Origin of the sequence: Streptomyces sp. BBFR102 (genome assembly GCF_051397025.1) — a bacterium.
Classification (GTDB): Bacteria; Actinomycetota; Actinomycetes; order Streptomycetales; family Streptomycetaceae; genus Streptomyces.
On record NZ_CP195757.1, the window covers coordinates 325,583 to 350,940 of the forward strand.

Consider the following 25,358-nt stretch of genomic DNA (forward strand, 5'->3'; position numbering starts at 1 on the left):
AGGAGCCGGAGCCGATGGCCCTGACGCTGGTACGCCACACCCAACGACCCGAGCTGTGGGACCGCATCCCGGACCAGTTCGCCGGCGTGGTGCCCGACTACAACCTGCACGGCGACGTCAATGACGACTACTGGAACCGGCTGTTCGACGAGTTCCCGGATTTCCAGTTCCTCCTGTACGACGACGAGCGCGACGTAATCGCCGGTGCGGGCCGTTCACTGCCCCGCAGCTGGGACGGCACGGCGGCGGATCTCGGCCCGGGCCTGGACGACTCGATCGCCCGGGCCTTCGCCGACCGGGACGCCGGACGCGCCCCCGGGGCGCTGTGCGCACTGGGCATCGAGGTCGCCGAGGACCACCAGGGCAGGGGCCTGTCCAAGGTCCTGCTCGACGCGATGACCGACACGGCCCTGCGCGCCGGCCTCAGAACCGTCCTGGTACCCGTCAGGCCCACCTGGAAGGACCGGTACCCGCTCGCGCCGATCGAGAGGTACGCGGTGTGGACCCGCGAGGACGGAACCCCGTTCGACCCGTGGATCCGTACGCAGGTGGGCGCGGGCGGCACCGTCGCGGCGGCATCCGGGCACTCCTCGCGGATCACCGGAACGGTGGCCGAGTGGGAAGGCTGGACGGGCATGGCCTTCCCGGAAGACGGGGACTACGTCTTCCCCGGCGGACTCGCACCGCTCCGCGTCGACCGGGAACGGGACCGGGGCACGTACTGGGAACCCGGGGTGTGGATCACCCACCAGGTCTCCGCCTAGAGCAGCGTCTCCCCGGCCCGGACGGCGCTCTGCGCCAGGGCGGCCATCACCCGGACCTCCTGCGGCCCCGCCTCGGGACGGCGCTCGGGCGGCAGCCCGGCGGGCCCGGCTGTGGCGATGGCCGAGCGCCGCATCCTGCTGACGGCGGCGTCGGGCACGTTGCCCAGGGCGGGCCCGAGGCTGCGGGCGGCGCGGGCGGCCTGCCGCCCGAGCAGCAGGCAGTGCGTCCACAGCTCCTCGGCGAAGGACCTGCCGAAGGTACCCGCCACCTGAGCGGCGAGGTCCTCCGGCAGGCGAGCCTTCCGAATGGCGTGAATGCTCTCCTCTGTGAGCCCGGTCGCGGGGAGGGCTTCGTGCCAGTCGTGGTGGCCGCGACCGCCGTCGGCGTCCCGTTCCTGGCCGGGCAGCCGGATGTAGCCCTCCCCGTACCGCATGTACGGGACCCAGCCTGGCTCCTCCAGAACCCGCCCGCGGGCGAGCAGGGGGCCGGCGTCGGCTGCGGAAGTGGGACAGACCGCGAGCCGGATGCCCTGCGCCGCGTGACCGTTGATGCTGCTGGTCCCGATGTGCTCGACGATGTTCGGCACGGCGAGCAGGCCCATCCTGCCCCGTCCCCGGAAGAAGACGGAGAACAGTTCGTCGTCATGCCGTTCCGCACTGCCCTGCGCGTACGCCCGGAAGGCGGCGGCCGTCGCTGCCGGCAGACACACGGCGAGGGACGGAGTGAACTCGTCGGGAACGGCCCGCACCCAGGAGGCACCCGCGAGTGCGGCGAGGCGAGCGGCACCACCATTGCGGGCATGCCAGTTGGTGTAGAAGACCAGCGCCTCGTCAGGGAACCGGGAAGCGGCCTCGGCGACGATCTCCAGAAGCTCGGCAGGCCCTTCGACATCGTCCTGGACGACGAGGTGGTGACTCGCACCGGGGGACGCTGCCGACCAGGCGACCAGAGCGGTGCGCAGGGCGGAGGGCGGGCCCTGCGGATCGGGGTCGAGGGCCAGGCTGTCGAGCCCCAGCCGGTCCGCGAGGTCCTGCGCCTGAGCGAGGCGAACGGGATGGGTCATGACGGCCGAACTCACCTGAGTCCTGGTCACCTTGGTCAACATGTGCTCCTCGGCAAGGGGTCGCCGGTCATGCTCGCAGAGCACAGGCGGACGAGGACCGGTGTATCGGGAGTTTGGCCGGATCAGAGACGGTAGCGACTGCCCCGGTGAGGCCGGGCAAGGGGCTCACCGTCAGTGGAGGACCGTACGGCGCGATGGTGACCGGAGCCGGGCGCGTCGTCGCCGGGTGGGTCCGGTGGCCGGCGCCGAAGGAGGAGGGCCTCGCCGACGAGCCAGCACAGGCCGATCACGGCGTCGGCGTACAGGGCGGCGGCGAACGGCAGGCGAGCGACACCCTGTACGGCCGTCACAGCGAGGACCGGGAAACCGGTGTCAGCCGCGAAGAGCAGGTATCGCAGAGTTCGCCGCACTGTGAACGCCTCTCGTCCGTGGAACGTTTCCGAGAAGTGCACGGCAGGCCACCGTGTGCTGTGACGGCCCGATCCAACCTATCGGGGCGCGGTGGTCACGGCCCTGTCCCCCTTGCCGCTCAGGCTCAACCGCAGGATGCGCAAGGCGGGGTTGGTCGCGCTCGGCGATCAAGCTCATTCGTACGGCCAGGAACGGCTGGTCAGCCGCACGACCCGTACCGCGCCGTGCCCGGCACGGGGATCGGGAACCGTTCCGGCGTCCCGCAGGGCGGCCGGGCGTCGTTCGGACTCCCGGGCCAGACGGCACGCTCGCTCCTGAACTGTTCGGCAGAGCACGGACATTCGACGGCGCGGCCAGGACTCGCGAAGCCGCTCGACCTCCATCCTCTGGGCAGCGAGCTGCGACAGAGCCCGCCCCCTGAAGCCAGTGAGTCCATCGATCCGCGCGTCACGCGCGGCGAGGCGTTCCGTCAGCCCGGAGACCTGTTCCTTGAGGCACCGGGGCCCGGACGCCGTCCGCCCCGGCGGAATCGAGCAGGTGAGCGATGACATAATCCGGCTGACCGGGGCCCGCCTGTCCGGCCGTGCCGCACCTCGCCCGCCAGGCAAGGGAGTTGAGCGGCCCTCAGGTAGACGCCGGTGGCCGGGTCGGCGCCTGGCCCGTTCCGCGTCCCATACCTCCGAGCCTCACCGGAGCAGCCCATGACGGCAACGCCCAAGCCCGCGATCGACACCAGCCGGCCGCACCCGGCCCGGGTCTACGACTGGCTCCTCGGCGGCAAGGACCACTACCTCGTCGACCAGGAGGTCGGGGAGAAGCTGCCGGCCGAGGCGCGGGGGAACGCCGCGCGCAACCGCGCCTTCATGCACCGGGCGGCGGCCTGGCTGGCCGAGCGGGGAATCGACCAGTTCCTCGACATCGGCACCGGCATCCCCACCGAGCCCAACCTCCACCAGATCGTCCAGGCCGTCATCCCCTCGGCCCGGGTGGTCTACGCGGACAACGACCCGATCGTGCTGCGCCACGCCGAGGCCCTGCTGGTCAGCAGTGAGGAGGGTGTCACCGACTACATCGAGGCGGACGTCCGCGACCCCGAGGCGATCCTCGCCCACGCCCGTTCCGTCCTGGACTTCGAGCGGCCGATCGCCCTGTCGCTGATCGCCCTGCTCCATTTCGTCCCGGACGACGACGACCCGTACGGCATCACGCGGGCGCTGGTCGACGCGCTGCCGTCGGGAAGCTGGCTGGTCCTCACACACGGCACCGCCGACCAGCACCCCGAGCTGGAGAGCAGCACCAAGGACGCCTACAAGGAGGGCGCCATCCCGCTGCGGATGCGGACCCGTGCCGAGGTCGAGCCGTTCTTCGCGGGGCTGGAGCTGGCGGCGCCGGGGCTGGTCACGGCGACCGACTGGTACCGGAAGGAGCCCGCGCCGGTCAGGGAGCGCAGCGGCTTCTACGTGGGGGTGGCACGGGTTCCGTAGGGGTGCCTCAGGCCGCGGCCGCTACCCGGTGCCGCAGGCGGCGGAGCATGCGGGCGTCGCTGAAGCCGACGGCGCGGGCGGCGGTCTCGGCAGGGGTGCCCTGGCCGATGAGGTGGCGGGCGTGTTCCAGCCGTAGCTGCTGCTGGTAGCGGAGCGGGGTCAGCCCTCCGGTGGCCCGGGCGAAGAGCCGGGTCAGGGTGCGGGGGCTGACCCGGGCGGCGGCGGCGAGGTCGGCCAGCGGCAGGGGTTCGACGAAGCGGGCGTCGATCAGGTCCTGGGTGCGGTGGACGGCGTCGTCGAGGTGGGCGCGGTGCCGGAGCATGACGCTGGCCTGGGGTTCGTGGCCGTTGCGGCGAGCGTGGACGACCATGCCGCGGGCGACCCGGGCGGCGAGTGCCGGGCCGTGGCGTTCGGCGAGCAGGTGCAGGGCGAGGTCGATGCCGCTGGCGATGCCCGCCGAGGTGACCACCCGGTCGTCGGTGGTGTACAGGACGTCGCGGACCACGGTCGCGCGGGGATGGCGTGCGGCCAGCTCGTCCTGGAGTTCGTGGTGGGTGGTGCAGCGCCGCCCGTCCAGCAGCCCGGCCTCGCCCAGCGCCCCGGCACCGGAGCAGACGCTGGCGACCGTGCCCCCGGCGGCGTGGTGGGCGCGCAGCCCATCCCGGACCCGGGGACCGAACCAGGGACCGCCGCCCAGACGGATCGAGCGGCGGCCGGGGACGAGCAGCAGGTCGTCGGCGCCCAGGCGCGGCCAGTCGGTGGTGGCCGAGAGCGGCAGCCCCTGGGCGCTGACGATCTGCTCGCGCTCGGCGACGTAGCTGAGGTGGTACGGGTGGCCGAAATCGGTGGCGGTGCTGAAGACCTGGGCCGGTCCGGCCAGGTCGAGCAGGTGGACGCCGGGCAGCAGGAGGAGGACGACGTGGGTCACCCGGCCGATACTGCCAGCCCGGTGGGTCCGGTGGTGCGCTCGGCCGCCCTTTCGGCCTCCAGTTCGGCGACGGTGGCGATCCTGGCGAACCGGTCGCGCAGCACGGCCTCGGTGCGCTCCACGATCTGGGTGGCGCTGAGTCCGCCGACACCCTCGGTGGTGGTGGCGTCGGTGACGAAGGTGACCGCGTAGCCGAGGTCGCTGCCGACGCGCGCGGTGGTCTCCACGCACTGCTCGGTACGGATGCCGCAGACGGTCAGCGCGCTCACACCGGCCTCCGTCAGCAGACGCTGGAGCCCGGTGGTGGTGAAGCAGTTGTGCGAGGTCTTGGTGAGGAGCGGTTCGCCGGGCAGCGGCGGGGCGAGTTCGGCGAACGGCCGGACGTGGCCCTGCTCGGGGTCGAAGACGTCGCCGGTGCCGGGCTCGGAGTGCAGAACGCGGACGACGAGGTCGCCGCGGTCGCGGGCGAGTGCCACCAGGCGGTCGACGGAACGGGCGATGCCCGGGTCGGCCATGCGGCTCCACCCGGGTCGGGCGCGGAAGGATTCCTGGACGTCGATGACGATGAGGGCGCGGTTCATGGGAACCAGGGTGGCCTGCGGAGACCGCCCTGCGGCAGGCACGATCGGGGCTCGCTCCGGAACGATCCGGTCACGCCCCAGGAGCGTCGCGCCCGCCCCGGCCTCAGAGGATGATGATCGCGTAGGCCAGGAAGAACCCGGCCATCAGCAGGCTGACGGCGATGATCGCCGCCAGGGGCCCGCCCGCCCAGCCCTTGGTGGGGTTGTAGGTCTCCCGGGGGCCGGTGCCTCCGATGCCGTCCTCGGCCGGGGGTGTCTCTTGCGGTTGCGGCCCGCCACCGCCCCTCATTCCGGGGGTGACGCGCGACTTCGCGGTGATCGAGTGTGCGCTCATGGGGTATTTGTACCCGTTCGGCCCTGTTCTCATCGCGTCCCGCCTCGGAAATCCCTCCCGCTTCCCCTGCCGATTTTCCCGCCCGAGAGGGGCGCCGACCCGTGACGCCCCGGCCCGGCCGGGGTGCGCGCCCCGGCGGGCCGTCCCAGGATGGGCGCGACGGCCAGGGGCCCGGCGCCCGCCGGGGCCGCCCGGCGCCGCAGCCGACCCTGAGGGAGTCCCACATGATCACCGCGGAGACGACGACGGCACAGGTCCGCTCGGCGCTGCGCCGCGCCCTGCCGAAGAACGAGCGCCCCGGCCTGGTACTGCGTGCCATGGACCGGCTGGAGCGGGCCTCGGTCCTGGACGCCGTCGCCGAGCCGCTGCGGCGCGGGGTGCGGTCCCTGCCGCTCTCCCGGGCCGCCCGCGACGTCCTGCACGGCAAGTGGCTCGGCCACCCCGTGCACCCGGTCATGGTGCAGATCCCGGTCGGCGCCTGGCTCTCCTCGGCCGTCCTGGACCTGGTGCCGGGGGCGAAGGTGCCCTCGCGGGTGCTCATCGCGGTGGGTCTGGCCGGGGCGGGGCCGGCCGCGATCACCGGCTGGGCCGACTGGGCGGACCTGCACAAGGAGCAGCTGCGGGTCGGCCTGGCGCACGCCGTGCTGAACTCGGCCGGGGTGTTCTGCTACGCGGGCTCGCTCGGCGCGCGGCTCATCGGCCGGGAGGCCACCGGGCGGATGCTGGCACTGGCGGGACTCACCGCGGTCGGGGCGGGCGGGGCGATCGGCGGGCACCTCGCCTTCCGCCAGGCCTCCGGCGCCAACCACACCGAGAGCTTCCCGCACCTGGTCTCGCCGGGCTGGCACAGCCTGGGTGAGCTGGCCACGATCCCACTGGGCCGACCGGTCCGGCGGATGATCGAGGACCTCCCCGTCCTGGTGGTGCGGGACGCCGACGACACGCTCTCGGTCATCGCCGACCACTGCAGCCACCTGGGCGGCCCGCTCTCCGAGGGGACGATCAGCGACGGCTGCGTCACCTGCCCCTGGCACGGCAGTGTCTTCCGCCTCTCCGACGGCTGGAACGTCGAGGGCCCCGCCACCGCACCGCAGCCCGCCTTCGACGTACGGGTCACCGACGGCGAGGCCGAGGTGCGGCTGCGCCGCGGCACCCCCCGCCGCAGCCGGCTGGCGCTGGCCCGCAGACGCTGACCCCGCCGCGCCTTGGGGGCACAGCCACCCGGCCGGAATCTCCCGACTCCGCGCCGCATCCGCTTCGGGGAGCCGCCGGGCTTCTCCCGGCACGCCGGGCTCGCCGAGGAGAAGGCCGTCCTGCGCGCTGTCACCGACGAGCTCTTCACGGCGGTCCTCGCCCTCTCCGGCCAGGAGTACGTGGACCGCAAAGCCCCCGAGGTCAAAGCCGAGGAGGACCAGCGCCCCAGGGGAGCAGGCGGGCCGGTCTCCGACCCGGGAAGTGAGCGGGGTACCGTCGGCCCGGCCGTCACCCACGCGCACCCGCCACGGGTCGGTGCGGCACTGTGACCACGGACCACGAGCCGTGGTCTCCGCCGCTCCGAGGAGGCAGCACCCGCATGGAGATCCGTCCCACGACCGACCAGGACTTCGAGGTCTTCGTCGACACTCTCCATGCCGCCTTCGGGCTCTTCCCGGAGGCCCCGGTCGACGGCGGTGGCCGGTGGTGGTCGGCGCTGGAGGCGGACCGCTGCCTGCTGGCCGCCACGGCGGACGGGCAGCCCGTGGGCACCGCCGCCACGTACCCCTTCGAGCTGACGCTGCCCGGCGGGGCCCTCGTCCCGGTCGGCGGGGTGAGCGCCGTCGGTGTGCTGCCCTCGCACCGGCGTCAGGGCGTGCTCAGCGCGATGATGCGCCAGCAACTCGCGGACCTGCGGGCCCGCGGCGAGTCCCTCGCCGTCCTGCTGGCCTCCGAGGCCCCGATCTACGGCAGGTTCGGCTACGGCCCGGCGACCTGCACGGCCAAACTGACGGTCACCCGCCACCAGGCCGCCTTCGCCGCCCCCCGGGCGCGGGGCGGGGCCCCGGCGCCGGAGACCGGCTCGGTCGAGGTGCTGCGCCGGGCCGAGTGCGGCGAGCTCTTGGAGAAGGTCTACGACCGGTACCGGCGCGCCCAGCCCGGCGCGCTCTCCCGCCCGCACCGCTGGTGGGAGCTGCGCGCGGGCCAGCCGCCGGTCTCCCCGGCGCCGCGCTACATCGCCGTCCACCGGGACGCCGACGGCACCCCGGACGGCTACGCCAGCTACGCGGTCGAGGCGGGCACCCTGACCGTGGACGAGACCATCGCCACCGACGACACCGTCTTCACCGCCCTGGCCCGGTTCGCCCTCGGACACGACCTGGTCTCGAAGGTCGTCTTCAGGCACGTTCCGGCCGGCCACCCGCTGCGCTGGCAGTTCGCGGACTTCCGCGCCGGGGAGGTGAGCGGCGACACCGACTGGCTCTGGGTGCGGCTGCTGGACGTCCCGGGCGCGCTGACCGCGCGCGGCTGGTCCCTCGACGGCGAGCTGGTCCTCGACGTCGACGACCCGTTCCTCGGTGAGCGCGGGCGCCACCTGCTGACCGTCCGGGACGGCAGGGCCGACTGCGTCCCGACGGACCGCGAGCCCGACCTGTCCCTGGACATCCGCGACCTCGGCTCCCTCTACCTGGGCGGCACCGCCCCGAGCACGCTGATACGCGCCGGACACGTCCGGGCCCACCGGCCCGAAGCGGCCGCCCGCGCCGACGCCCTGTTCCGCACCGAACGCCCCCCGCACTGCCTGCACTGGTTCTGACAGGGGCGCACCGTCGTCCCCGGCGCCCAAGCCGGTGCGGAGGGAGCCGGGGAGCGCGGGCTCGGGCACGGCTTCTCCAGCCTCCCGGAGCGCCGAGGCCGTAGACGGGTTCCCGGTCGAGCGGGGTCCGCCCGTCGCGGCGCGCCACCAGGCGGCTGGTCTGGGTCCCGTCGGGGCCGCCGGTCCGGCTGGGGGCTGTTCCTCGCGCAGGACGACCCGCACGTCGCCCTCGGCCCCTCGACCTCGGCACGGGTGGCGGCCCCCGGTCGCTCCCGGCCGCCGGGACGAGCGTTCCGGCATTCGGCCGAGGCGGGCGCCGTGGCCCACCACGAGCCGTACGCCGTACCCGGTGAGGCCGCCGCGTAATCTGGGCAGGACAGCGGTGACGGCGGCCGAGCCGGACGACGGCCGGCCCCTGCTCGCGCGGGGTCGGGTTGCGACGCGTGCGCGCCCTCGCGCTGCTCGGCCCCACGCCGCCCGCCACGGGGCCGTCGCGGAGCCGGCCGACCGCCGGCCGCATCTGGCCGTTCCCCGCGCGAGCACGGTGGCGGCGGATGACGAGGCGCCGCCGCTTCGGCGGCGTTGGGTCCCGTCCAGTTCGCGAATCGGGGACCGGCGGATCGCCCCGGGCCCGGGGCTGGAGCGTATGCGGGGAGCAGGCGCGGGCATCGGGACTCGGGGCCGAACGGCCGCCGACCACGCGTCAGTGGACTCCGGGGTCGCCGTGCTCGGCGGTCAGACCGTACCGCCGGGGCTCGTTCCACGCGGCGCCCGCCCCGCCCTCGCCGAGGTGGGAGACAGTGCTGACGACCTCGTCCCCGGCCGCCCCCCGCTCCTCGGCGGCCCGGCCCGCGGCGGCCTCCAGCCGCTCCAGGTCGGCGGCGGAGACCAGCGCCACCAGCGGCTTGCCGTGGCGGGTCACGACGACCCGCTCGCCGCCGTAGACGACGCGGTTGATCAACTCGGCCAGTTCGGCGCGCGCCTGCGTCACTGGAATCTCGTACGCCATGCCGCCCATCATAACGTCATGTACGTCCTGTACATTTTTTACAGATGATGCGGCGAACGAGCGCCGCACCGCCGTCCGTGAGATCTGGGGTCCTCCATGCAGCGCGCCACCGCCCGCCACCACCTCCCCGAGTTCACCGAGCGCACCTCACAGGGAACCAGGACGCAGGACCCGTACAGCAAGCTCTTCTCGGAGCGGATCGTCTTCCTCGGCACCCCGGTCGACGACGCCTGCGTCACCGACGTCATGGCCCAGTTCCTCTACCTCGAACACGCCGACCCCGACCGGGACATCCAGCTGTACATCAACTCCCCCGGCGGCTCCTTCAGCGCGATGACGGCGCTCTACGACACCCTCCAGTACGTCCGCTGCGACGTGGCGACCACCTGCCTCGGACAGGCCAACTCGGCGGCGGCCGTCCTGCTCGCCGCCGGCGCTCCGGGCAAGCGGCTGATGCTGCCGGGCTCCCGGGCCGTCATCCGCCAGCCCGCACTGACCGACCCGGTGGAGGGGCAGGTCAGCGACCTGGCCATCGAGGCGGAGGAACTGCTGCGCATGCGCGCCCTGTTGGAGGAACTGCTCGCCCGCCACACCGGCCGCGACCGGGCACGGATCTCCGAGGACATCGAACGGGACCTGCACCTCGACGCCCGGCAGGCGGTGGCGTACGGCCTCGCCGATGAGCTGATCGGCAGCCGCAAGGGCTAGAGGATCCGGCGGATCCTGTGCGGTGTCCGCGACATCCGTGTGTGCCACGGGCCGATCGGGCCGCTGCCGCAGCCGCGCCGTGAACCGGGGCGCCGAGGCTCCGCACAGCCCTGCCCGACGGGTGCGGGGGCGGCGACACCGGAGGCACGCGTCCCACTCCGGGAGACGGCGGGACTGGGTCTCATCAGGACCGGAGCCGGACAGCGGGGGCCGCCGTCGCCGTGCGCCGGGCACGCCCTCCGGACCGGTGGGGCGTCAGCGGAGGGGCCCGTCGCGCTCCCCCGCCCCCGCCGAGCGCCGTTCACCGCGCGGCGGAGCGCACAACCCGCCACACGCCCGGCGCGCCACGCCCGGAACGGCCCGTACGGGCTACCCCCGGACGGTGTATTCCGGGCCCCTCTTCCCGGCCCCTCCGGGTTGCGCACGCGGTCCGCCCCCGTCTACGCGTCGGCCGCTCCGCCGCTGGTCCGGCCCTGCGTCCCGACGTGGACACGCCCGGGCCCCGCACCGTGCCCACTCGAACAGGGCAGGGGAGGCCGAACTCACAAACCGCCCCCTCCTCCCCGAAAACGCCGCCCTCGTACGTGAAGATCCGTCAGGACGACAAGCCCCCGCCGCAGCGGCGGGGCGGTCCGGGCGGACGCCGAGTCCTGCCGCCGTCCGGACGACAGGTCGACACCGAGTGGATCGGCAGGAGTGGAGGACCCAGGCACGACGGGCCCAGGAGACCGGCGACGGACTCCCACGGCCCTTGGGGTGAAGCCGCCGCGGCGGCCGGGCGACTTCGCAGGTCCGAACCCGACAGGTCATCCTTCACAGGCGGCTGACGAAGGGTTACGCATGACTGAGCGCAATCGAGTCCCGTCCCTGCTCTCCCGGGCCGGCGCCGTATCGGCCCTCTCCCTCGCCGCGATGAGCACCACCCTGGTCGCCCCGGGCGCCGCGCCCGAGGCGGCGGCGGCCACCCACGCCGCCAAGGCGCTGCAGATCGCCTCCTCGATGAAGGGCTCGCCCTACCGGTACGGCGCGACAGGCCCCCGCAGCTTCGACTGCTCGGGGCTGACGCTCTACTCGTACAAGAAGGCCGGCAAGAAGCTGCCACGGACGGCCGCGCAGCAGCACAACCGGACCAAACGGATCTCCGCCGCCAGTCGGCGCAAGGGCGACCTGGTCTTCTTCCACTCCGGCGGCCACGTCTACCACGTGGGCCTCTACGCCGGGGGCGGCAAGATCTGGCACTCCCCCAAGAGCGGCGCGGTGGTGCGGCTGGAGAAGATCTGGACCGGCAGCGTGCGGTACGGGCGCGTGAACTGAGCGGCGCCGCCGGCGGCCGGCCCGTACGCCCCGGACGTACGCGTACGGGTCAGCCGCCGACGGTGCCGGGCCAGGGCAGGTCGACGCGGACGGTCTTGCCGCCCTCCGCGGTCGGCACGACGGTGAGCCGGCCGCCCTGCTCGGCGGTGAGCCAGCGGACGATGGCCATGCCCCGGCCGCTGTCCTCCTGGACCGCCGCCTGAAGCCTTCTGGGCCAGCGCGGATGGCTGTCGGTGACGCCGAGTCGCAGCCGCTCGTCCTGGTGGAGCGCCATGGAGACGGTGAAGGTCGGCGAGTGGCCCTGGGTGTGCTGGACGGCGTTGGTGACCAGCTCCGAGATGATCAGGCGGACGGTGTCCGCCGCCTCGGAGTCCGCCGGAAGGCCCCACTCGGAGAGAACGGTCAGGACGTGGGTGCGGGCGGCGGAGACCGAGGCCGGATCGCTCGGCAGAGTGACGGTTGCTTCGTGGTGGTCTGCCATGGCTGCGTCGCCCTTTCCTCGGAGCCGGTCGCGGCCCCGTGGACGGATGAACTCGGGGTGTGGCGGGACCGGTTGCCTCCACGTCAGACTGCCACTGTGTCGTCCGTCACGTGAGCCGATCCCTCAAGATGTGCATATATCTGTCGCTCGATGCGGTGAACTCTGCGACGGGCGACCGCATCCGGCCCCTCCCACGGGTGTGCCATGGGCGGCGTCGCCCGCACCGAAACGGCCACCGGAAGGAGACCCGCATGCGGAACGGACCCGCCGTGCGCCGGCGCAAACTCGGAGCCGAGCTGAAGGCCCTGCGCGGCCGCGCCGGCCTCACCAGCGACCAGGCGGCCGGGCTGCTGGGCTGGCACCAGTCGAAGGTGAGCCGGATCGAGACCGCCCGCAGCGGGGTGAAGCCCGAGGACGTGCGCCGCCTGCTCGACGCCTACGACGTCCGCGAGCCGAGGCTGCGCGAACTGCTGGTGGCGCTGACCGGCACCGAGCGGGACGGGGAGCACCGGCGCTGGTGGCACCGCTACCGGGGCGTGCTGCCCCCGGAGTACCGGGACTTCATCAGCCTGGAGTCGCAGGCGACGCGGATGCGGACACTGGAGACCTCGGTGGTACCGGGGCTGCTCCAGACCCCGCAGTACGCGCGGGCGGTGACCAGGGCCTCCCTGGCAGGGGTGCCTCAGGCGCAGGTGGACGAGTTGGTGGAGGTGCGGCTGGCGCGCCAGGAGGTGCTGCGGGCCGACCGGCCGTTGGAGCTGAGCGCGGTGATCGACGAGTCGGTGCTGCACCGCCGGATCGGCGGCCCGGAGGTGATGCGCGGCCAGTTGGCGGCGCTGCGGGAGGCGGCCGCGCTCCCCCATGTCGTGGTCCAGGTGCTGCCGTTCACCTCGGGAGAACACATCGGCCTCACCGGCCCTTTCGTTATCTTCTCTTTTCCGAACATGAACGATCTGGATTTGGTCGTTCTTGACCACCTGACGAGTAGCCTCTATCTGGAGCGGAAAGAAGACCTCTCGGCATACGCCGACGCCTTCGCCTCCCTTCAGGCGCGGGCGCTGTCAGCAGAGGACTCGCTGCTTCTCCTCGCCGAGAAGCACGACGACGGCCCGTAAGGAGGCGCCGTGACCGCACAGCCTCGGTACGTCCCGGTCAGCAGCTCACTGCAAGGCGTCCGGTGGCGGCGCAGCAGCCGCAGCACCGGGATGAACAACTGCGTGGAGACCGCCGAACTCACCTCGGGCCCGCACGCGGGTCTGCTCGCCGTGCGGGACTCCAAGAACGCCCTCGGCCCCGCACTGCTCTTCTCCCCCGCCGCATGGCGGGGCTTCGTCACCGCGCAGGGCCCTGGCACCACGGCCTGACAGCGGCTCAGGCGGCCCCGCCCTCCCCCGCTCAGCGGGCGGTCGGCGGGGCCGTCCGCGTGAGGACGTCCAGAGCCCGGTCCAGGTCGGCCGGGGTGAGGTCGGCGCTGGCCGTCAGCCGCAGCCGCGAGATGCCGTCGGGTACGGACGGCGGCCGGAAGCAGCCCACCGCCACACCCTGTTCGCGGCAGCGCGCGGCCCAGTCGGCCGCCTCCTGGGCCGAGGGCGCGCGCACCGAGACGACCGCCGCGTCCGGCCGGGCGGCCTGGAACCCGGCGGCGGTGAGGGCACCGTGCAGGTCGCGGGCGGTACGGCGGACCCGGGCGGCGCGCTCCGGTTCGGCGCGCAGCAGGCGCAGGGCGGCGAGCGCGGCGCCGGCGGCGGCCGGGGCGAGGCCGGTGTCGAAGATGAAGGTGCGGGCGGTGTTGACGAGGTGGTCGATCACCACGGCCGGGCCGAGGACAGCGCCGCCCTGGCTGCCCAGCGCCTTGGAGAGGGTCAGGGTGACGACGGTGTCGGGCGCGCCGGCCAGCCCGGCGGCGTGGGCGCTGCCCCGGCCGCCCTCGCCGAGGACCCCGAGGCCGTGGGCGTCGTCGACGAGGATGCCCGCGCCGTGTTCCCGGCAGGCGGCGGCGAGCGCCGGGAGCGGGGCGGCGTCGCCGTCGACGGAGAAGACCGCGTCGAAGACGCCGAGGGCCGGGCCCCGGTGGGCGGCGAGTGCCTTGCGGACCGCGTCGGGATCGGCGTGCGCGACCACCTCGGTGGCGCCCCGGGCCAGCCGGCAGCCGTCGATGAGCGAGGCGTGGTTGGCGGTGTCGGAGACCAGCAGGGTCCCGGCGGGGGCGAGCGCGGTGACCGCCGCGAGGTTGGCCGCGTACCCCGAGGCGAGGACGAGGGCGGCCTCGGCGCCGCAGAAGCCCGCGAGTTCCCGCTCCAGTTCGGCGTGGAGCGCGGTGCTGCCGCTGACCAGTCGGGAGCCGGTGGCGCCGGCACCCCAGCGGCGGGCGGCGCCGGCTGCGGCCTCGGTGACCTCCGGGTGGCGGGCGAGGCCGAGGTAGTCGTTGCCGGCGAGGTCCAGCGTGCCCCAGGCGGCGGGCCTCGGGCGCAGGGCGCGGGTCAGCCCGGCCTCCGCGCGGCGGGCAGCCGCCCGGCTGGTCCAGGCGAACGGCCCGACGGGTCCGGGGGTGGAGTGGGGCATGGGCCGTCCTCAGCTTCGCCGGGGCAGGGCGGCCGGGCCGCCGTTTGTGAGCAGTGCACAGACACTAGCCGGTCGGAAGCCGGGGCAGGATGTGGTAATACCCACAGCACTCACCGGGGGCGTTGTAGGAAGTCTCCTTGGCCCGGGGCGGCTCCGTGCGTCAGGATCAGCCGCATGGATCTCCTGAAGACGCTGGTGGACAAGGGACTTCGGCGTGAGCTGCCGACCCGTGACGAGGCGCTCGCGGTGCTCGCCACCTCCGACGACGACCTGCTGGACGTGGTGGCCGCGGCGGGCCGGGTGCGCCGTGAGTGGTTCGGCCGCCGGGTGAAGCTGAACTACCTGGTCAACCTCAAGTCCGGGCTCTGCCCCGAGGACTGCTCATACTGCTCGCAGCGGCTCGGCTCGCAGGCGGGCATCCTCAAGTACACCTGGCTGGGCGCCGAGGAGGCGTCGAAAGCGGCTGCCGCGGGGCTCACCGGCGGTGCGAAGCGGGTCTGCCTGGTGGCGAGCGGCCGGGGCCCGACCGACCGGGACGTCGACCGGGTCTCGAAGACCATCGAGGCGATCAAGGCGGACCACGAGGACGTCGAGGTCTGCGCCTGCCTCGGGCTGTTGTCGGAGGGTCAGGCGGAGCGGCTGCGCGCGGCGGGCGCCGACGCGTACAACCACAATCTGAACACCTCCGAGGCGACCTACGGGGAGATCACCACCACCCACACGTACGCGGACCGGGTGGAGACCGTCCAGCGGGCGCAGGGCGCGGGCCTGTCGGCCTGCTCGGGGCTGATCGCGGGGATGGGCGAGAGCGACGAGGACCTGGTCGATGTGGTCTTCTCGCTGCGCGAACTGGACCCGGACTCGGTGCCGGTGAACTTCCTGATCCCCTTCGAGGGGACGCCGCTGGCCCGCGAGTGGAACCTCACCCCGCAGCGGGCGCTGCGCATCCTCGCCATGGTGCGGTTCGTCTGCCCGGACGTGGAGGTGCGGCTCGCCGGGGGCCGCGAGGTGCACCTGCGCACCCTCCAGCCGCTCGCCCTGCACCTGGTCAACTCCATCTTCCTGGGCGACTACCTGACCAGTGAGGGCCAGGCCGGCCAGGCGGACCTGGAGATGATCGCGGACGCCGGGTTCGAGGTGGAGGGCGCGGGGACCACGACGCTGCCCGCGCACCGCGCCGACGTGCTGCCGGGGGGCTGCGGCGGCCACGGGGCGGCCGAGGACGCCGGCGCACCGGCGCACGCCTGCGGCTCCGGGGCCTCCGGCGGCTGCGGCCCGTGCGGCGGCGCGCACGCGGAGCCCGAGGTTCCGGCCGCGCGGGAGGCGGGCGAGGCCCGCACCGACCTGGTGGCAGTGCGGCGCCGAGGTGCGGGAACGGACGTCGCCCCCAATGCCTGAGCCCACCCAGGCCCTGCTGTCGCCCGCCGGGTCCTTCCCGGCGGACCCGGCGGGGCTGCTCGCCCTGGACCGGCGGCACGTCTGGCACCCGTACGGCCCGATGCCCGGAAGCTCCGACCCGCTGGTGGTGGAGTCGGCCTCCGGGGTGCGGCTGCGGCTGGCGGAGCCCGTCGAGGGGGTGGCGGAGCTGGTCGACGGCATGTCGTCCTGGTGGGCGGCGGTGCACGGCTACCGGCACCCGGTGCTGGACGAGGCGGTCCGCGACCAGTTGGGGCGGATGAGCCACGTCATGTTCGGCGGGCTCACCCACGAGCCCGCCGTGCGGCTGGCGACCCGGCTGGTGGAGCTGGCGCCGGAGGGTCTGGAGCACGTCTTCCTCGCCGACTCCGGATCGGTGTCGGTCGAGGTGGCGGCCAAGATGTGCCTGCAGTACTGGCGTTCGCTGGGGCGGCCGGAGAAGCACCGGCTGATGACCTGGCGGGGCGGCTACCACGGTGACACCTGGCAGCCCATGTCGGTCTGCGACCCCGAGGGCGGCATGCACGACCTGTGGTCCGGGGTGCTGCCCCGGCAGGTCTTCGCCGACGCGCCTCCGGACGGCTTCGACGCCCCCGTCCCCGAGGCGTACACGGCGCACCTGTGGGAGACGGTCGAGCGGCACGCCCACGAGCTGGCGGCGGTGGTCGTGGAGCCGGTGGTGCAGGGGGCCGGGGGCATGCGCTTCCACTCCCCGGCGCTGCTGCGGGTGCTGCGCGAGGCGTGCGACGCCCACGGGGTGCTGCTGGTCTTCGACGAGATCGCCACCGGTTTCGGCCGCACCGGCGCCCTCTTCGCGGCCGGGCACGCCGGGGTCTCTCCCGACGTGATGTGCGTGGGCAAGGCCCTGACGGGCGGATACCTGACGCTGGCGGCGACGCTGTGCACCGGCCGGGTCGCGGCGGGGATCGCCCGGGGCGAGGTCCCGGTGCTCGCGCACGGCCCGACCTTCATGGGCAACCCACTGGCCTGCGCCGCGGCCAACGCCTCGCTCGACCTGCTCACCGGCCACGACTGGCAGGGCGAGGTGGCCCGGGTCTCGGCCGGGCTGCGCGCCGGGCTGGCGCCCGCGGCCGGCCTGCCGGGGGTCGCCGGCGTACGGGTGCTGGGCGCGATCGGCGTGGTCCAGCTCGACCACCCGGTGGACGTCGCGGCGGCGAGCCGCGCGGCGGTGCGCGAGGGCGTGTGGCTGCGGCCCTTCCGCGACCTGGTGTACACCATGCCGCCGTACGTGACCGGGGAAGCGGATCTCGCCCGGATCGGCCGGGCGGTCTGTGCGGCGGCCGGGGCGGGGTGAGGCGTCCGGGCGGGGTGCGGTAGACGTGGTGGGGACGAGGCCAGGAGAAGGCGGCGCCGGGTGCCGCCGGGAAGCGGAGCGATGACGGTACAGGTGGTCACGGGGACCGGCACGGAGATCGGCAAGACGGTGGTGACGGCGGCGCTCGCCGCGACCGCCCTCGCGTCAGGACGGTCCGTCGCCGTCCTCAAACCGGCCCAGACGGGCCTGTCGCCCGGCGAGCGCGGGGACGCCGCCGAGGTGGCCCGCCTCGCCGGCCCGGTCACCGCCGCCGAACTGGCCCGTTTCCCGGACCCGTTGGCTCCCGCGACGGCAGCCCGCCGGGCGGGAGCGGCGCCGGTGTCCCCCGAGGACGTCGCGGAGGCCGCCGCCAAGCTGGCGACCGAGCACGACCTGGTCCTGGTCGAGGGTGCCGGCGGGCTGCTGGTCCGCTTCGACGAGCGGGGCGGCACCCTCGCCGAGGCGGCCCGGTTGCTCGCCGCACCGCTCCTCGTGGTGGTCCCGGCGGCGCTCGGCGCTCTCAACGCGACGGCTCTGACCGCCGAGGCCGCCCGCGCCCGGGGCCTGGAGGTCACCGGCACCGTCATCGGGGGCTGGCCCGAGCGGCCGGGGCTCGCCGAACGCTGCAACACCGAGGACCTGGCGAAGGCGGCGGGCGCCCCGCTGCTGGGGGCGGTCCCGTGGGGGGCCGGGGGCCTCAGCCCGGAGGCGTTCCGGGCGGCGGCCCCGAAATGGCTGGCGCCCGCGCTGTACGGGCGGTGGGACGCGGCGGGGTTCCGGGAGACGTGGGCGGCGGGCTGAACAGGCCCGCGTCTTACCGTCATCTGCGCTGCCCGGCCCTGAACCCGGACAGCGCCGCCGGTTCCTCGGCCGGGTCTCGCGCCTGCGCCACCACCCGCGCGGCCACGTCGTAGCCGGCGGGCGCCACGGCACCCGGGCCGGCGCCGCCTCCGGTTCGTCGCACAGGCGTGGCGAAAGGTGGCCGGCCTGGCTCGTCCAGCTTGAGCAGGGTGCTCTCGCCCGCACCGTTCGGGGCGACGAGGCCGGTGCGTCCGGCGCCGACGGTGAAGGAGAGTCGTCGAGGTCGGGGGTCTGGTCCGGCCAGGTGAAGGAGAGCTGGGAAACGGTGACGATGACGTCGGACATGTGGCGGACCTCAAGGATGTGACGCGGGTACGCGAAGGCGCTGCCCCGCGGAGATCGGAGAAGAGGGATCGACGGCAGGGCCACCGCGGCGGTACGGCGCTGGGCGCCCGCCGGTGGCCGCCAGCTCCGGGTACCACCCGGAGCTGGCGTCGTCACCCGCCGTGTCTGGTCTCCCCGAGGTGCGGGGGCCGCCACCTGTGGCGTGGCGCCTCTGAGGAAAGTCCCGTCCACCGCAACAGCCCGGGCCCGGCGATCAGTGCGGGACGACCGCCGTCCGCGCGCCGGGCTCCGGGCTCCGGCGACCCGGGGCAGAGGGCCTTCACCCATCGCCTCCCGTGGTCCTCGCAGTGGTACCCGGACGCCTCCCATGCCTTCTGCGCCTGGTCGTTGACGTCGAGCACCATGGGGTCGGCCCGCCGGGGGAAGCGTGTCGCCGGACGACGGAGCGCGGCGTGCCGCCGTCCGCGGCATTCCGGTGGCTTTTGCTGGGGCTTTACTATGGGTAGCGTTGTTCGATGCCCCCGGCACCCCTCAGGAGCGCTGCCGCGGGGCATCATGGGTTCATCCTCAAGAAAGGTGTGTGAGCGTCCGCCCATGGGCGAGCCTCCCAGTACCCCGTACCTCCGCATTCCCCGTCGCGCGCCTGCCGCCTGTCTGCCTGATCATGGGACGGTGGTGACCCGATGACCGAAGTGCTCCTCCTGTTGCTCGCCATCGCGCTGGCCCTCGCCTGCGGCGCCTTCGTCGCCGCCGAGTTCTCCCTGACGACCGTCGAGCGCAGCACCCTCGAAGAAGCCGTGGACCGCGGGGAGCGCGGCGCGGCCGGTGCGCTCAAGGCCGTACGCCACCTCACCTTCCAGCTCTCCGGCGCCCAGCTCGGCATCACCGTGACCAACCTGGTCGTCGGCATGCTCTCGGAGCCGTCCATCGCGGCGCTGCTCGCGGGGCCGCTCCGCGACATGGGCGTCTCCTCCGGGGCCGCCTCCTCGATCGCCCTGGTCATCGGCACCGCCCTGTCGACCGTGGTCCTGATGGTCGTGGGCGAGCTGGTCCCGAAGAACTGGGCGATCTCCGAGCCGCTGGCCGTGGCCAAGAAGGTCGCCACGCCGCAGCGGATCTTCAGCACGCTCTTCCGGCCGTTCATCACCCACCTGAACAACATGGCCAACCGGGCGGTCCGCCGGATGGGCATCGAGCCGGCCGAGGAGCTGGCCTCGGCGCGCGGCCCGCAGGAGCTGGTGGCGCTGGCCCGCCACTCGGCCAAGGCCGGGTCGCTGGAGGCGGACACCGCCGAGCTGTTCGTGCGGACCCTGAACCTCGCCGACCTGACCGCGGAGAACGTCATGACCCCGCGCGTCCAGGTGATGGCCCTGGACGCCCAGGCCACCTGCGAGGACGTGGCCAACGCCACCCGCGCCACCGGTCTCTCCCGCTTCCCCGTCTACCGGGGCAGCCTGGACACGGTGGTGGGCGTGGCGCACATCAAGGACGTCCTCACCGTCCCCGCCGAGCAGCGCGCCCGACGGCCGGTGACGGAGCTGATGCGCGAGCCGCTGCTCGTCCCCGAGTCGCTCACCGTCGACCGGCTGCTGGACCGGCTCTCGGGCCGTCGCACGATGGCCGTGGTCATCGACGAGTACGGCGGGACCGCCGGCGTCGCCACCCTGGAGGACATCGTCGAGGAGGTCGTCGGCGAGGTCCGTGACGAGCACGACCCGCACGAGACCCCGGGCCTCGCCCCGGCCGGCGAGGACGAGGAGGGTCGCGCGCTCTACTCGGCCGACGGCGCCGCCCGTACCGACCACCTGGCGCGGATCGGCCTGAAGGTCCCGGAGGGCCCGTACGAGACGCTGGCCGGGCTGGTCGCCACCGAGCTGGGGCGCATCCCGGCCGTCGGCGACCACCTCACCGTCAAGGGCTGGAACCTGGACGTGGTGGACGCCTCCGGGCGCCGCGCCGCGCGGGTGCTGCTGCACGTGCCCGCCGACGCCGGGTCCGCCGAGGAGGACGCGCGATGATCGCCGTACAGTTGCTGATCGGCCTCGCGACGCTCGTCGTGAACGCCTTCTTCGTGGGCGCCGAGTTCGCCCTGATCTCGGTCCGCCGCAGCCAGATCGAACCGCACGCCGAGGCGGGGAACAAGCGGGCCCGCGCCGTGCTGTGGGGGCTGGAGCACGTCTCGCAGCTGCTGGCCGCGGCCCAGCTCGGCATCACCCTGTGCACCCTGGTGCTGGGCGTGGTGGCGGAGCCGGCCATCGCCCATCTGCTGGAGCCGCTGTTCGACGCGGTCGGCGTGCCGGTCGCGCTCGGCCACACCCTGTCGTTCGCCATCGCGCTGGCGGCCGCGACCTACCTCCACATGCTGCTCGGCGAGATGATCCCGAAGAACGTCTCGCTGGCGGAGCCGGTGCGCAGCGCGCTGCTGCTCGGTCCGCCGCTGGTGGCTCTCGCCCGGACGCTGCGTCCGGTGATCTTCGCCATCAACGCCTTCGCCAACCTGCTGCTGAGCCTGCTGCGGGTGGAGACCAAGGACGAGGTGTCGGCGAGCTTCTCCGACGACGACCTGGCCCGCATGGTGAAGGACTCGGGGGACGCCGGGCTGCTCGACGACCGGGCCACCGAGCGGCTGCACGACGCATTGGAGCTGGGCCGCCGCCCGGTGAAGGACGTGGTGCTGCCGCTGGAGCGGATCGTCTACGCGCACATCGGGGTCACCCCCGAGGGGCTGGAGCGGCTGGCGGCCGAGTCGGGCTTCTCGCGGTTCCCGGTGGTGGACGACGGCCGCCGCATCGTCGGCTACCTGCATGTCAAGGACGCGCTGGACGTCACGCCGCGCGACCTGCCGTTCCGGGTGCCGGACATGCGTCCCATCCCCCGAGTGCGCGAGGCCACCCCGATGGACGACGTGCTGACCGCGATGCGCGGCAGCCGCACCCACCTGGCCGCGATCCTCGGCGCGGACGGGCGGCTGGCCGGACTGGTCACCATGGAGGACGTCCTCCAGGAGCTGTTCGGCCGGGCACCGGCCTGACCGGCACGCCGGTGCCGGGGCTCTCCATGGCCCCGGCACCGGCTTCTCGGCGTCCGGCGCATACCGTGGGGTATGCCGGTGGCGCGCCACCGGGGGCCGCGCAGTACGATCGCTGGCGCCATGCAGACGAATGCCACTTACACCAGCCTGGTCGCGATCGGCGACTCCTTCACCGAGGGCATGTCCGACCGGCTGCCGGACGGCTCCTACCGGGGCTGGGCGGACTTCCTCGCCGCCCGCCTCGCCGAGCGGACCCCCGGATTCCGCTACGCCAATCTCGCCGTGCGCGGGAAGCTCATCGGCCAGATCGTCGAGGACCAGGTGGAGGCCGCCGCCGCGCTGAACGCCGATGTGGTGACCTTGGTCGGCGGACTCAACGACACCCTGCGCCCCTCCTGCGACACGGGCCGGGTCTGCGGACTGCTGACCGAGGCCGTCGAACGACTCGCCCCCAACTGCGGCACCCTGGTGCTGATGCGCAGCCCGGCCCGCAACGGCCCCGTCCTGGAACGCTTCCGCCCCCGCATGGAGGCGCTCTTCGCCCACCTGGACGACCTGGCCGATAAGCACGGGGCGCGGCTGGTCGACCTGTACAGCGCCCCGTCGCTGAGCGACCCCCGGCTGTGGGACGTGGACCGGCTGCACCTGACCGAGGAGGGCCACCGCCGGGTCGCCGAGGCGGTCTGGCAGGGCCTGGACCTGGAGCCCGCCAGTGACTGGGCGGCGGCGTTGCCCCCGGCCGCTCCCCCGGGGTGGCTGCGCCGCCGGGGCGCGGACGTGATGTTCACCCGCCGCCACCTGGCCCCCTGGATCGGCCGTCGCCTCACCGGCCGCTCCTCCGGCGACGGCCGCCACGGCGCCCACATGGACCCGGCCACGGCCACCGCCTTCTGGGCCACCCCCGCCGACAGCGGGATGCCCGGTCCGGTGCAGCACTGGCGCCGCCTGGACCCGGCCGACGCCCGGCACGACTGAGCGCAAGGCCCCCTCCGGACGGGCGCGGCGCCGCCTCTCGCGCCCGTCCGTTGGGCGTTCCTACGAGAACGGCCGGGCACGAGCCTCACACTTTGCGCCAGTAGGATGACGGGCGTGACTGCAAAGCCCCGCATCCCGAACGTCCTGGCCGGCCGCTACGCCTCCGCCGAACTGGCCTCCCTCTGGTCCCCCGAGCAGAAGGTGAAGCTGGAGCGGCAGCTCTGGCTCGCGGTGCTCCGCGCCCAGCGGGACCTGGGTGTGGAGGTGCCCGAGGGCGCGATCGAGGACTACGAGCGGGTCCTCGACCAGGTCGACCTCGCCTCGATCGCCGAGCGCGAGAAGATCACCCGGCACGACGTGAAGGCCCGCATCGAGGAGTTCAACGCCCTCGCCGGGCACGAGCAGGTCCACAAGGGCATGACCTCGCGCGACCTCACCGAGAACGTCGAGCAGCTCCAGGTCCGCCTCTCCCTCGAACTGGTCCGGGACCGCACGGTCGCCGTCCTGGCGCGGCTCGGCAAGCTGGCCGGCGAGTACGGCGAGCTGGTCATGGCGGGCCGTTCGCACAACGTCGCCGCCCAGGCGACCACCCTCGGCAAGCGCTTCGCCACCGCCGCCGACGAGCTGCTGGTGGCGTACGGCCGGGTCGAGGAGCTGCTGGCGCGATACCCGCTGCGCGGTGTCAAGGGCCCGGTCGGCACCGCCCAGGACATGCTGGACCTGCTCGGCGGGGACGCGGCCAAGCTCGCCGAGCTGGAGAGCCGGATCGCCGGCCACCTCGGCTTCGGCCAGGCGTTCACCTCGGTGGGCCAGGTCTACCCGCGCTCGCTGGACTACGAGGTCGTCACCGCGCTGGTGCAGCTCGCCGCCGCTCCCTCGTCGCTGGCGAAGACCATCCGGCTGATGGCCGGCCACGAGCTGGTCACCGAAGGCTTCAAGCCGGGCCAGGTCGGCTCCTCGGCGATGCCGCACAAGATGAACACCCGCTCCTGCGAGCGCGTCAACGGCCTCATGGTCATCCTGCGCGGCTACGCCTCGATGACCGGCGAGCTGGCCGGCGACCAGTGGAACGAGGGCGACGTCTCCTGCTCCGTGGTCCGCCGGGTCGCCCTGCCCGACGCCTTCTTCGCGCTGGACGGCCTTCTGGAGACCTTCCTGACGGTGCTGGACGAGTTCGGCGCCTTCCCGGCCGTGGTCGCCCGCGAGCTCGACCGCTACCTGCCCTTCCTCGCCACCACCAAGGTCCTCATGGGCGCCGTCCGCGCGGGCGTCGGCCGGGAGATCGCACACGAGGCGATCAAGGAGAACGCGGTGGCCTCGGCGCTGGCCATGCGCGAGCAGGGCGCCGCGCGCAACGAGCTGCTGGACAAGCTCGCCGACGACCCCCGGCTACCGCTCGGCCGCGAGCAGCTGGCCGCCCTGATGGCCGACAAGCTCTCCTTCACGGGCGCGGCGGCCGACCAGGTGAACGCGGTGCTGACCGCCGTCGAGAAGGTCACCCGGCGCCACCCGGAGGCGGCCGGCTACACGCCCGGCGCGATCCTGTGACCCGCGCGCCCGCCGGTCCGGCCGGTGCCCGCGCACCAGGCGGACCGGCGGGCGCCCGCCCCACCCCCGCGGAACTGGCCCGCGTCCGCGTCCCTGACGTGGTGGGCCCGGGGCTGCGGGTGCTGTTCTGCGGCATCAACCCGGGCCTGCTGACCGCCGAGACGGGCCACCACTTCGCCCGCCCGGGCAACCGCTTCTGGCCGGTCCTGCACCGCTCGGGCTTCACCCCGCGCCGCTTCGCCCCGGCCGAGCAGCACCTCCTGCCGGAGCTGGGCCTCGGCATCACCAACGTGGTCGCGCGCCCCAGCGCCCGGGCCGACGAGCTGACCCCCGAGGAGTTCCGCGAGGGCGGCACCCTGCTGACCGCCAAGGTGGCCCGGCTGGAGCCGCGTTGGCTGGCGGTCGTCGGAATCACGGCGTACCGGGCGGCGTTCGCCGAGCGCCGGGCCGTGGTGGGCCCGCAGGAGCGGACCGTCGGGGGCGCCCGGGTCTGGGTGCTGCCGAATCCGAGCGGGCTCAATGCCCACTGGTCGGTGGAGGCGATGGCCGCGGAGTACGGACGGCTGCGGGAGGCCGTGGACGAGGCGGCGCCCCGCTGACCCCGCCGGCCCGCTCACGACGAGGTCGTCAGGACCAAGAGCGCGACCGTGGGCACCAGGAAGGCGACGGCACCGGTCGTCAGGCCGGCCAGGCAGCGCCCCCGGGTGCCCCGCTCCCAGCGGGTCAGGCCGAGGACGCCGTCCACCACCGCGATGGCGCCGCCGGTCAGGCCGAGGACCATCGCGAGGGGGACCACCCGGGCCACGCCGAGGGCGACGCCGAGCGGGCTGACGGGGCCGGTCACGGCGGCCAGGCCGCCGTGGGTGAGGTCGGGCCGGGTGGCGGTGCCGCTCGTGGTCTCCCCCTACGGTCGTGTCGCACCGTCGCGTCGTACCGCAAGGTCGGCGCGCGTGCTACGGCCGCCGTCAGGGCGGGTCGACGGCGGTGGCGAGTGCCACCAGGCGCACCGGCTGCTCGGTCTCCCGCTCGGCGGTGCCGAGGGCTATCCAGCGGTCGGCGCGACGCCAGATGAGGGCGTCCGGCACGGAGGCGCTCAGCGTCCGCCAGGGCTCCCGCACCGCCTCCCCGGCGCCGGCGATCCGCGCCTCCTCGGCCCGGACGAAGGCGCTCCAGAGGCTGATGTGCTCGGCGGGCCCCCAGCGCGCCTCCAGCACCACGGCGAGCGCTTCCCGCAGCGCGGCGAACTCCTCGGCCACGGCGGCCCGTTCCCCGGTGGGAGCACCCGCGCTCGCCAGCAGGGCCAGGTGGAAGCCGGGCCCCGTACTCCCCTCGGGGGCGCTGCGGACGGAGCCCTCGTCCGGGAAGGGCCGCGCGCACAACTGCTCCAGGGTCGCCAGGTGCCGAGCGGTACTCATACGGTCCAGTAAACCGGTCGCCGCCGACAGCCGGCCCACCGGCTCCCGCGGCGGCGCGGCCCGGCGGGCGAGCCGGGGACG

At 74.2% G+C, this 25,358-nt stretch carries 25 protein-coding genes, 2 pseudogenes and 1 riboswitch; of the genes and pseudogenes, 17 read left to right on the forward strand and 10 right to left on the reverse strand.

Annotated features, from left to right (window positions below; genetic code table 11):
• The first annotated feature begins 14 nt into the window (after positions 1-14).
• A complete protein-coding gene (locus ACSLIC_RS01485) occupies positions 15-764 on the forward strand; it encodes a GNAT family N-acetyltransferase (protein ID WP_436735858.1) in 750 nt (249 codons plus the stop codon).
• Here the strand turns inward: ACSLIC_RS01485 and ACSLIC_RS01490 are convergent.
• A complete protein-coding gene (locus ACSLIC_RS01490; protein WP_436735859.1) occupies positions 761-1,828 on the reverse strand; it encodes a hypothetical protein in 1,068 nt (355 codons plus the stop codon). The genes ACSLIC_RS01485 and ACSLIC_RS01490 overlap by 4 nt on opposite strands.
• Before the next feature lie 1,112 nt (positions 1,829-2,940).
• Between ACSLIC_RS01490 and ACSLIC_RS01495 the strand changes: the two genes are divergently transcribed.
• Positions 2,941-3,723 (forward strand): SAM-dependent methyltransferase, encoded by a 783-nt coding sequence (locus ACSLIC_RS01495; RefSeq protein WP_436735860.1) that lies wholly within the window; start codon positions 2,941-2,943, stop codon positions 3,721-3,723.
• 7 nt (positions 3,724-3,730) lie between these two features.
• Here ACSLIC_RS01495 and ACSLIC_RS01500 read toward each other — a convergent pair whose 3' ends face one another.
• The 3 genes from ACSLIC_RS01500 to ACSLIC_RS01510 form a co-directional block, all read right to left on the reverse strand.
• Positions 3,731-4,651 carry a GlxA family transcriptional regulator gene (locus tag ACSLIC_RS01500; RefSeq protein WP_436735861.1) on the reverse strand — a complete coding sequence of 307 codons (921 nt, stop codon included), beginning with the start codon at positions 4,649-4,651 and terminating at the stop codon, positions 3,731-3,733.
• Positions 4,648-5,232 carry a cysteine hydrolase family protein gene (locus ACSLIC_RS01505; protein ID WP_436735862.1) on the reverse strand — a complete coding sequence of 195 codons (585 nt, stop codon included), beginning with the start codon at positions 5,230-5,232 and terminating at the stop codon, positions 4,648-4,650. Before ACSLIC_RS01505 ends, ACSLIC_RS01500 begins: the two co-directional genes overlap by 4 nt.
• Before the next feature lie 103 nt (positions 5,233-5,335).
• Positions 5,336-5,566 carry a DUF6480 family protein gene (locus ACSLIC_RS01510; RefSeq protein ID WP_436735863.1) on the reverse strand — a complete coding sequence of 77 codons (231 nt, stop codon included), beginning with the start codon at positions 5,564-5,566 and terminating at the stop codon, positions 5,336-5,338.
• A 224-nt stretch (positions 5,567-5,790) separates the two neighbouring features.
• On the opposite strand from ACSLIC_RS01510, the gene ACSLIC_RS01515 reads away from it, so the two are divergent.
• The 3 genes and pseudogenes from ACSLIC_RS01515 (at position 5,791) to ACSLIC_RS01525 (ending at position 8,357) form a co-directional block, all read left to right on the forward strand.
• Positions 5,791-6,759 (forward strand): Rieske 2Fe-2S domain-containing protein, encoded by a 969-nt coding sequence (locus ACSLIC_RS01515; protein WP_436735864.1) that lies wholly within the window; start codon positions 5,791-5,793, stop codon positions 6,757-6,759.
• Between the two features lie 18 nt (positions 6,760-6,777).
• Positions 6,778-7,089: pseudogene (locus ACSLIC_RS01520) on the forward strand (hypothetical protein); the annotation flags it as partial.
• A 50-nt stretch (positions 7,090-7,139) separates the two neighbouring features.
• Complete coding sequence (locus tag ACSLIC_RS01525) at positions 7,140-8,357, forward strand: GNAT family N-acetyltransferase (protein ID WP_436735865.1); 1,218 nt, start codon at positions 7,140-7,142, stop codon at positions 8,355-8,357.
• Positions 8,358-9,060: 703 nt separating this feature from the next.
• On the opposite strand, the gene ACSLIC_RS01530 is transcribed toward ACSLIC_RS01525, so the two are convergent.
• Positions 9,061-9,366 carry a type II toxin-antitoxin system Phd/YefM family antitoxin gene (locus ACSLIC_RS01530; protein WP_436735866.1) on the reverse strand — a complete coding sequence of 102 codons (306 nt, stop codon included), beginning with the start codon at positions 9,364-9,366 and terminating at the stop codon, positions 9,061-9,063.
• A gap of 96 nt (positions 9,367-9,462) precedes the next feature.
• Between ACSLIC_RS01530 and ACSLIC_RS01535 the strand changes: the two genes are divergently transcribed.
• Both ACSLIC_RS01535 and ACSLIC_RS01540 read left to right on the forward strand, forming a co-directional pair.
• The gene (locus ACSLIC_RS01535) at positions 9,463-10,074 is read left to right on the forward strand and encodes an ATP-dependent Clp protease proteolytic subunit (RefSeq protein ID WP_436735867.1); all 612 of its coding nucleotides are present in this window, start codon (positions 9,463-9,465) and stop codon (positions 10,072-10,074) included.
• A gap of 666 nt (positions 10,075-10,740) precedes the next feature.
• Positions 10,741-10,911, forward strand: a riboswitch (cyclic di-AMP (ydaO/yuaA leader).
• A gap of 3 nt (positions 10,912-10,914) precedes the next feature.
• Entirely contained in the window at positions 10,915-11,388 is a 474-nt protein-coding gene (locus ACSLIC_RS01540) for a C40 family peptidase (protein WP_436735868.1), read from the forward strand.
• A gap of 49 nt (positions 11,389-11,437) precedes the next feature.
• Here ACSLIC_RS01540 and ACSLIC_RS01545 read toward each other — a convergent pair whose 3' ends face one another.
• Entirely contained in the window at positions 11,438-11,869 is a 432-nt protein-coding gene (locus tag ACSLIC_RS01545; protein WP_436735869.1) for an ATP-binding protein, read from the reverse strand.
• Positions 11,870-12,120: 251 nt separating this feature from the next.
• Here ACSLIC_RS01545 and ACSLIC_RS01550 point away from each other — a divergent pair, with 251 nt between their 5' ends.
• Both ACSLIC_RS01550 and ACSLIC_RS01555 read left to right on the forward strand, forming a co-directional pair.
• The gene (locus ACSLIC_RS01550) at positions 12,121-12,984 is read left to right on the forward strand and encodes a helix-turn-helix domain-containing protein (RefSeq protein WP_436735870.1); all 864 of its coding nucleotides are present in this window, start codon (positions 12,121-12,123) and stop codon (positions 12,982-12,984) included.
• Positions 12,985-12,993: 9 nt separating this feature from the next.
• Positions 12,994-13,233 carry a DUF397 domain-containing protein gene (locus tag ACSLIC_RS01555; RefSeq protein WP_436735871.1) on the forward strand — a complete coding sequence of 80 codons (240 nt, stop codon included), beginning with the start codon at positions 12,994-12,996 and terminating at the stop codon, positions 13,231-13,233.
• A gap of 31 nt (positions 13,234-13,264) precedes the next feature.
• Here ACSLIC_RS01555 and ACSLIC_RS01560 read toward each other — a convergent pair whose 3' ends face one another.
• Positions 13,265-14,431: an 8-amino-7-oxononanoate synthase gene (locus tag ACSLIC_RS01560; RefSeq protein ID WP_436735872.1), complete on the reverse strand. Its 1,167-nt coding sequence runs from the start codon at positions 14,429-14,431 to the stop codon at positions 13,265-13,267.
• Positions 14,432-14,605: 174 nt separating this feature from the next.
• On the opposite strand from ACSLIC_RS01560, the gene bioB reads away from it, so the two are divergent.
• The 3 genes from bioB (at position 14,606) to bioD (ending at position 17,963) form a co-directional block, all read left to right on the forward strand.
• A complete protein-coding gene (gene bioB, locus ACSLIC_RS01565; protein WP_436735873.1) occupies positions 14,606-15,829 on the forward strand; it encodes a biotin synthase BioB in 1,224 nt (407 codons plus the stop codon).
• Positions 15,822-17,162 carry an adenosylmethionine--8-amino-7-oxononanoate transaminase gene (locus ACSLIC_RS01570; protein WP_436735874.1) on the forward strand — a complete coding sequence of 447 codons (1,341 nt, stop codon included), beginning with the start codon at positions 15,822-15,824 and terminating at the stop codon, positions 17,160-17,162. Before bioB ends, ACSLIC_RS01570 begins: the two co-directional genes overlap by 8 nt.
• An 81-nt stretch (positions 17,163-17,243) precedes the next feature.
• Entirely contained in the window at positions 17,244-17,963 is a 720-nt protein-coding gene (gene bioD, locus ACSLIC_RS01575; RefSeq protein WP_436735875.1) for a dethiobiotin synthase, read from the forward strand.
• 196 nt (positions 17,964-18,159) lie between these two features.
• Here bioD and ACSLIC_RS01580 read toward each other — a convergent pair.
• Positions 18,160-18,308, reverse strand: a pseudogene (locus ACSLIC_RS01580) (zinc ABC transporter ATP-binding protein); the annotation flags it as partial.
• 683 nt (positions 18,309-18,991) lie between these two features.
• Between ACSLIC_RS01580 and ACSLIC_RS01585 the strand changes: the two are divergent.
• The 5 genes from ACSLIC_RS01585 (at position 18,992) to mug (ending at position 24,461) form a co-directional block, all read left to right on the forward strand.
• A complete protein-coding gene (locus tag ACSLIC_RS01585) occupies positions 18,992-20,326 on the forward strand; it encodes a hemolysin family protein (RefSeq protein ID WP_436735876.1) in 1,335 nt (444 codons plus the stop codon).
• The gene (locus tag ACSLIC_RS01590) at positions 20,323-21,339 is read left to right on the forward strand and encodes a hemolysin family protein (protein ID WP_436735877.1); all 1,017 of its coding nucleotides are present in this window, start codon (positions 20,323-20,325) and stop codon (positions 21,337-21,339) included. The genes ACSLIC_RS01585 and ACSLIC_RS01590 overlap by 4 nt, the downstream gene beginning before the upstream one ends.
• Positions 21,340-21,459: 120 nt before the next feature.
• Positions 21,460-22,314: an SGNH/GDSL hydrolase family protein gene (locus ACSLIC_RS01595; RefSeq protein WP_436735878.1), complete on the forward strand. Its 855-nt coding sequence runs from the start codon at positions 21,460-21,462 to the stop codon at positions 22,312-22,314.
• 105 nt (positions 22,315-22,419) lie between these two features.
• Positions 22,420-23,862, forward strand: a complete 1,443-nt coding sequence (gene purB, locus ACSLIC_RS01600) for an adenylosuccinate lyase (protein WP_436735879.1) — start codon at positions 22,420-22,422, stop codon at positions 23,860-23,862.
• Positions 23,859-24,461, forward strand: a complete 603-nt coding sequence (mug, locus tag ACSLIC_RS01605; RefSeq protein ID WP_436735880.1) for a G/U mismatch-specific DNA glycosylase — start codon at positions 23,859-23,861, stop codon at positions 24,459-24,461. Before purB ends, mug begins: the two co-directional genes overlap by 4 nt.
• 14 nt (positions 24,462-24,475) lie before the next feature.
• On the opposite strand, the gene ACSLIC_RS01610 is transcribed toward mug, so the two are convergent.
• The gene (locus tag ACSLIC_RS01610; RefSeq protein ID WP_436735881.1) at positions 24,476-24,706 is read right to left on the reverse strand and encodes a hypothetical protein; all 231 of its coding nucleotides are present in this window, start codon (positions 24,704-24,706) and stop codon (positions 24,476-24,478) included.
• 121 nt (positions 24,707-24,827) lie between these two features.
• On the reverse strand, positions 24,828-25,277 hold the full coding sequence (locus ACSLIC_RS01615; RefSeq protein WP_436735882.1) for a hypothetical protein: 450 nt from the start codon (positions 25,275-25,277) through the stop codon (positions 24,828-24,830).
• Positions 25,278-25,358 lie beyond the last annotated feature (81 nt).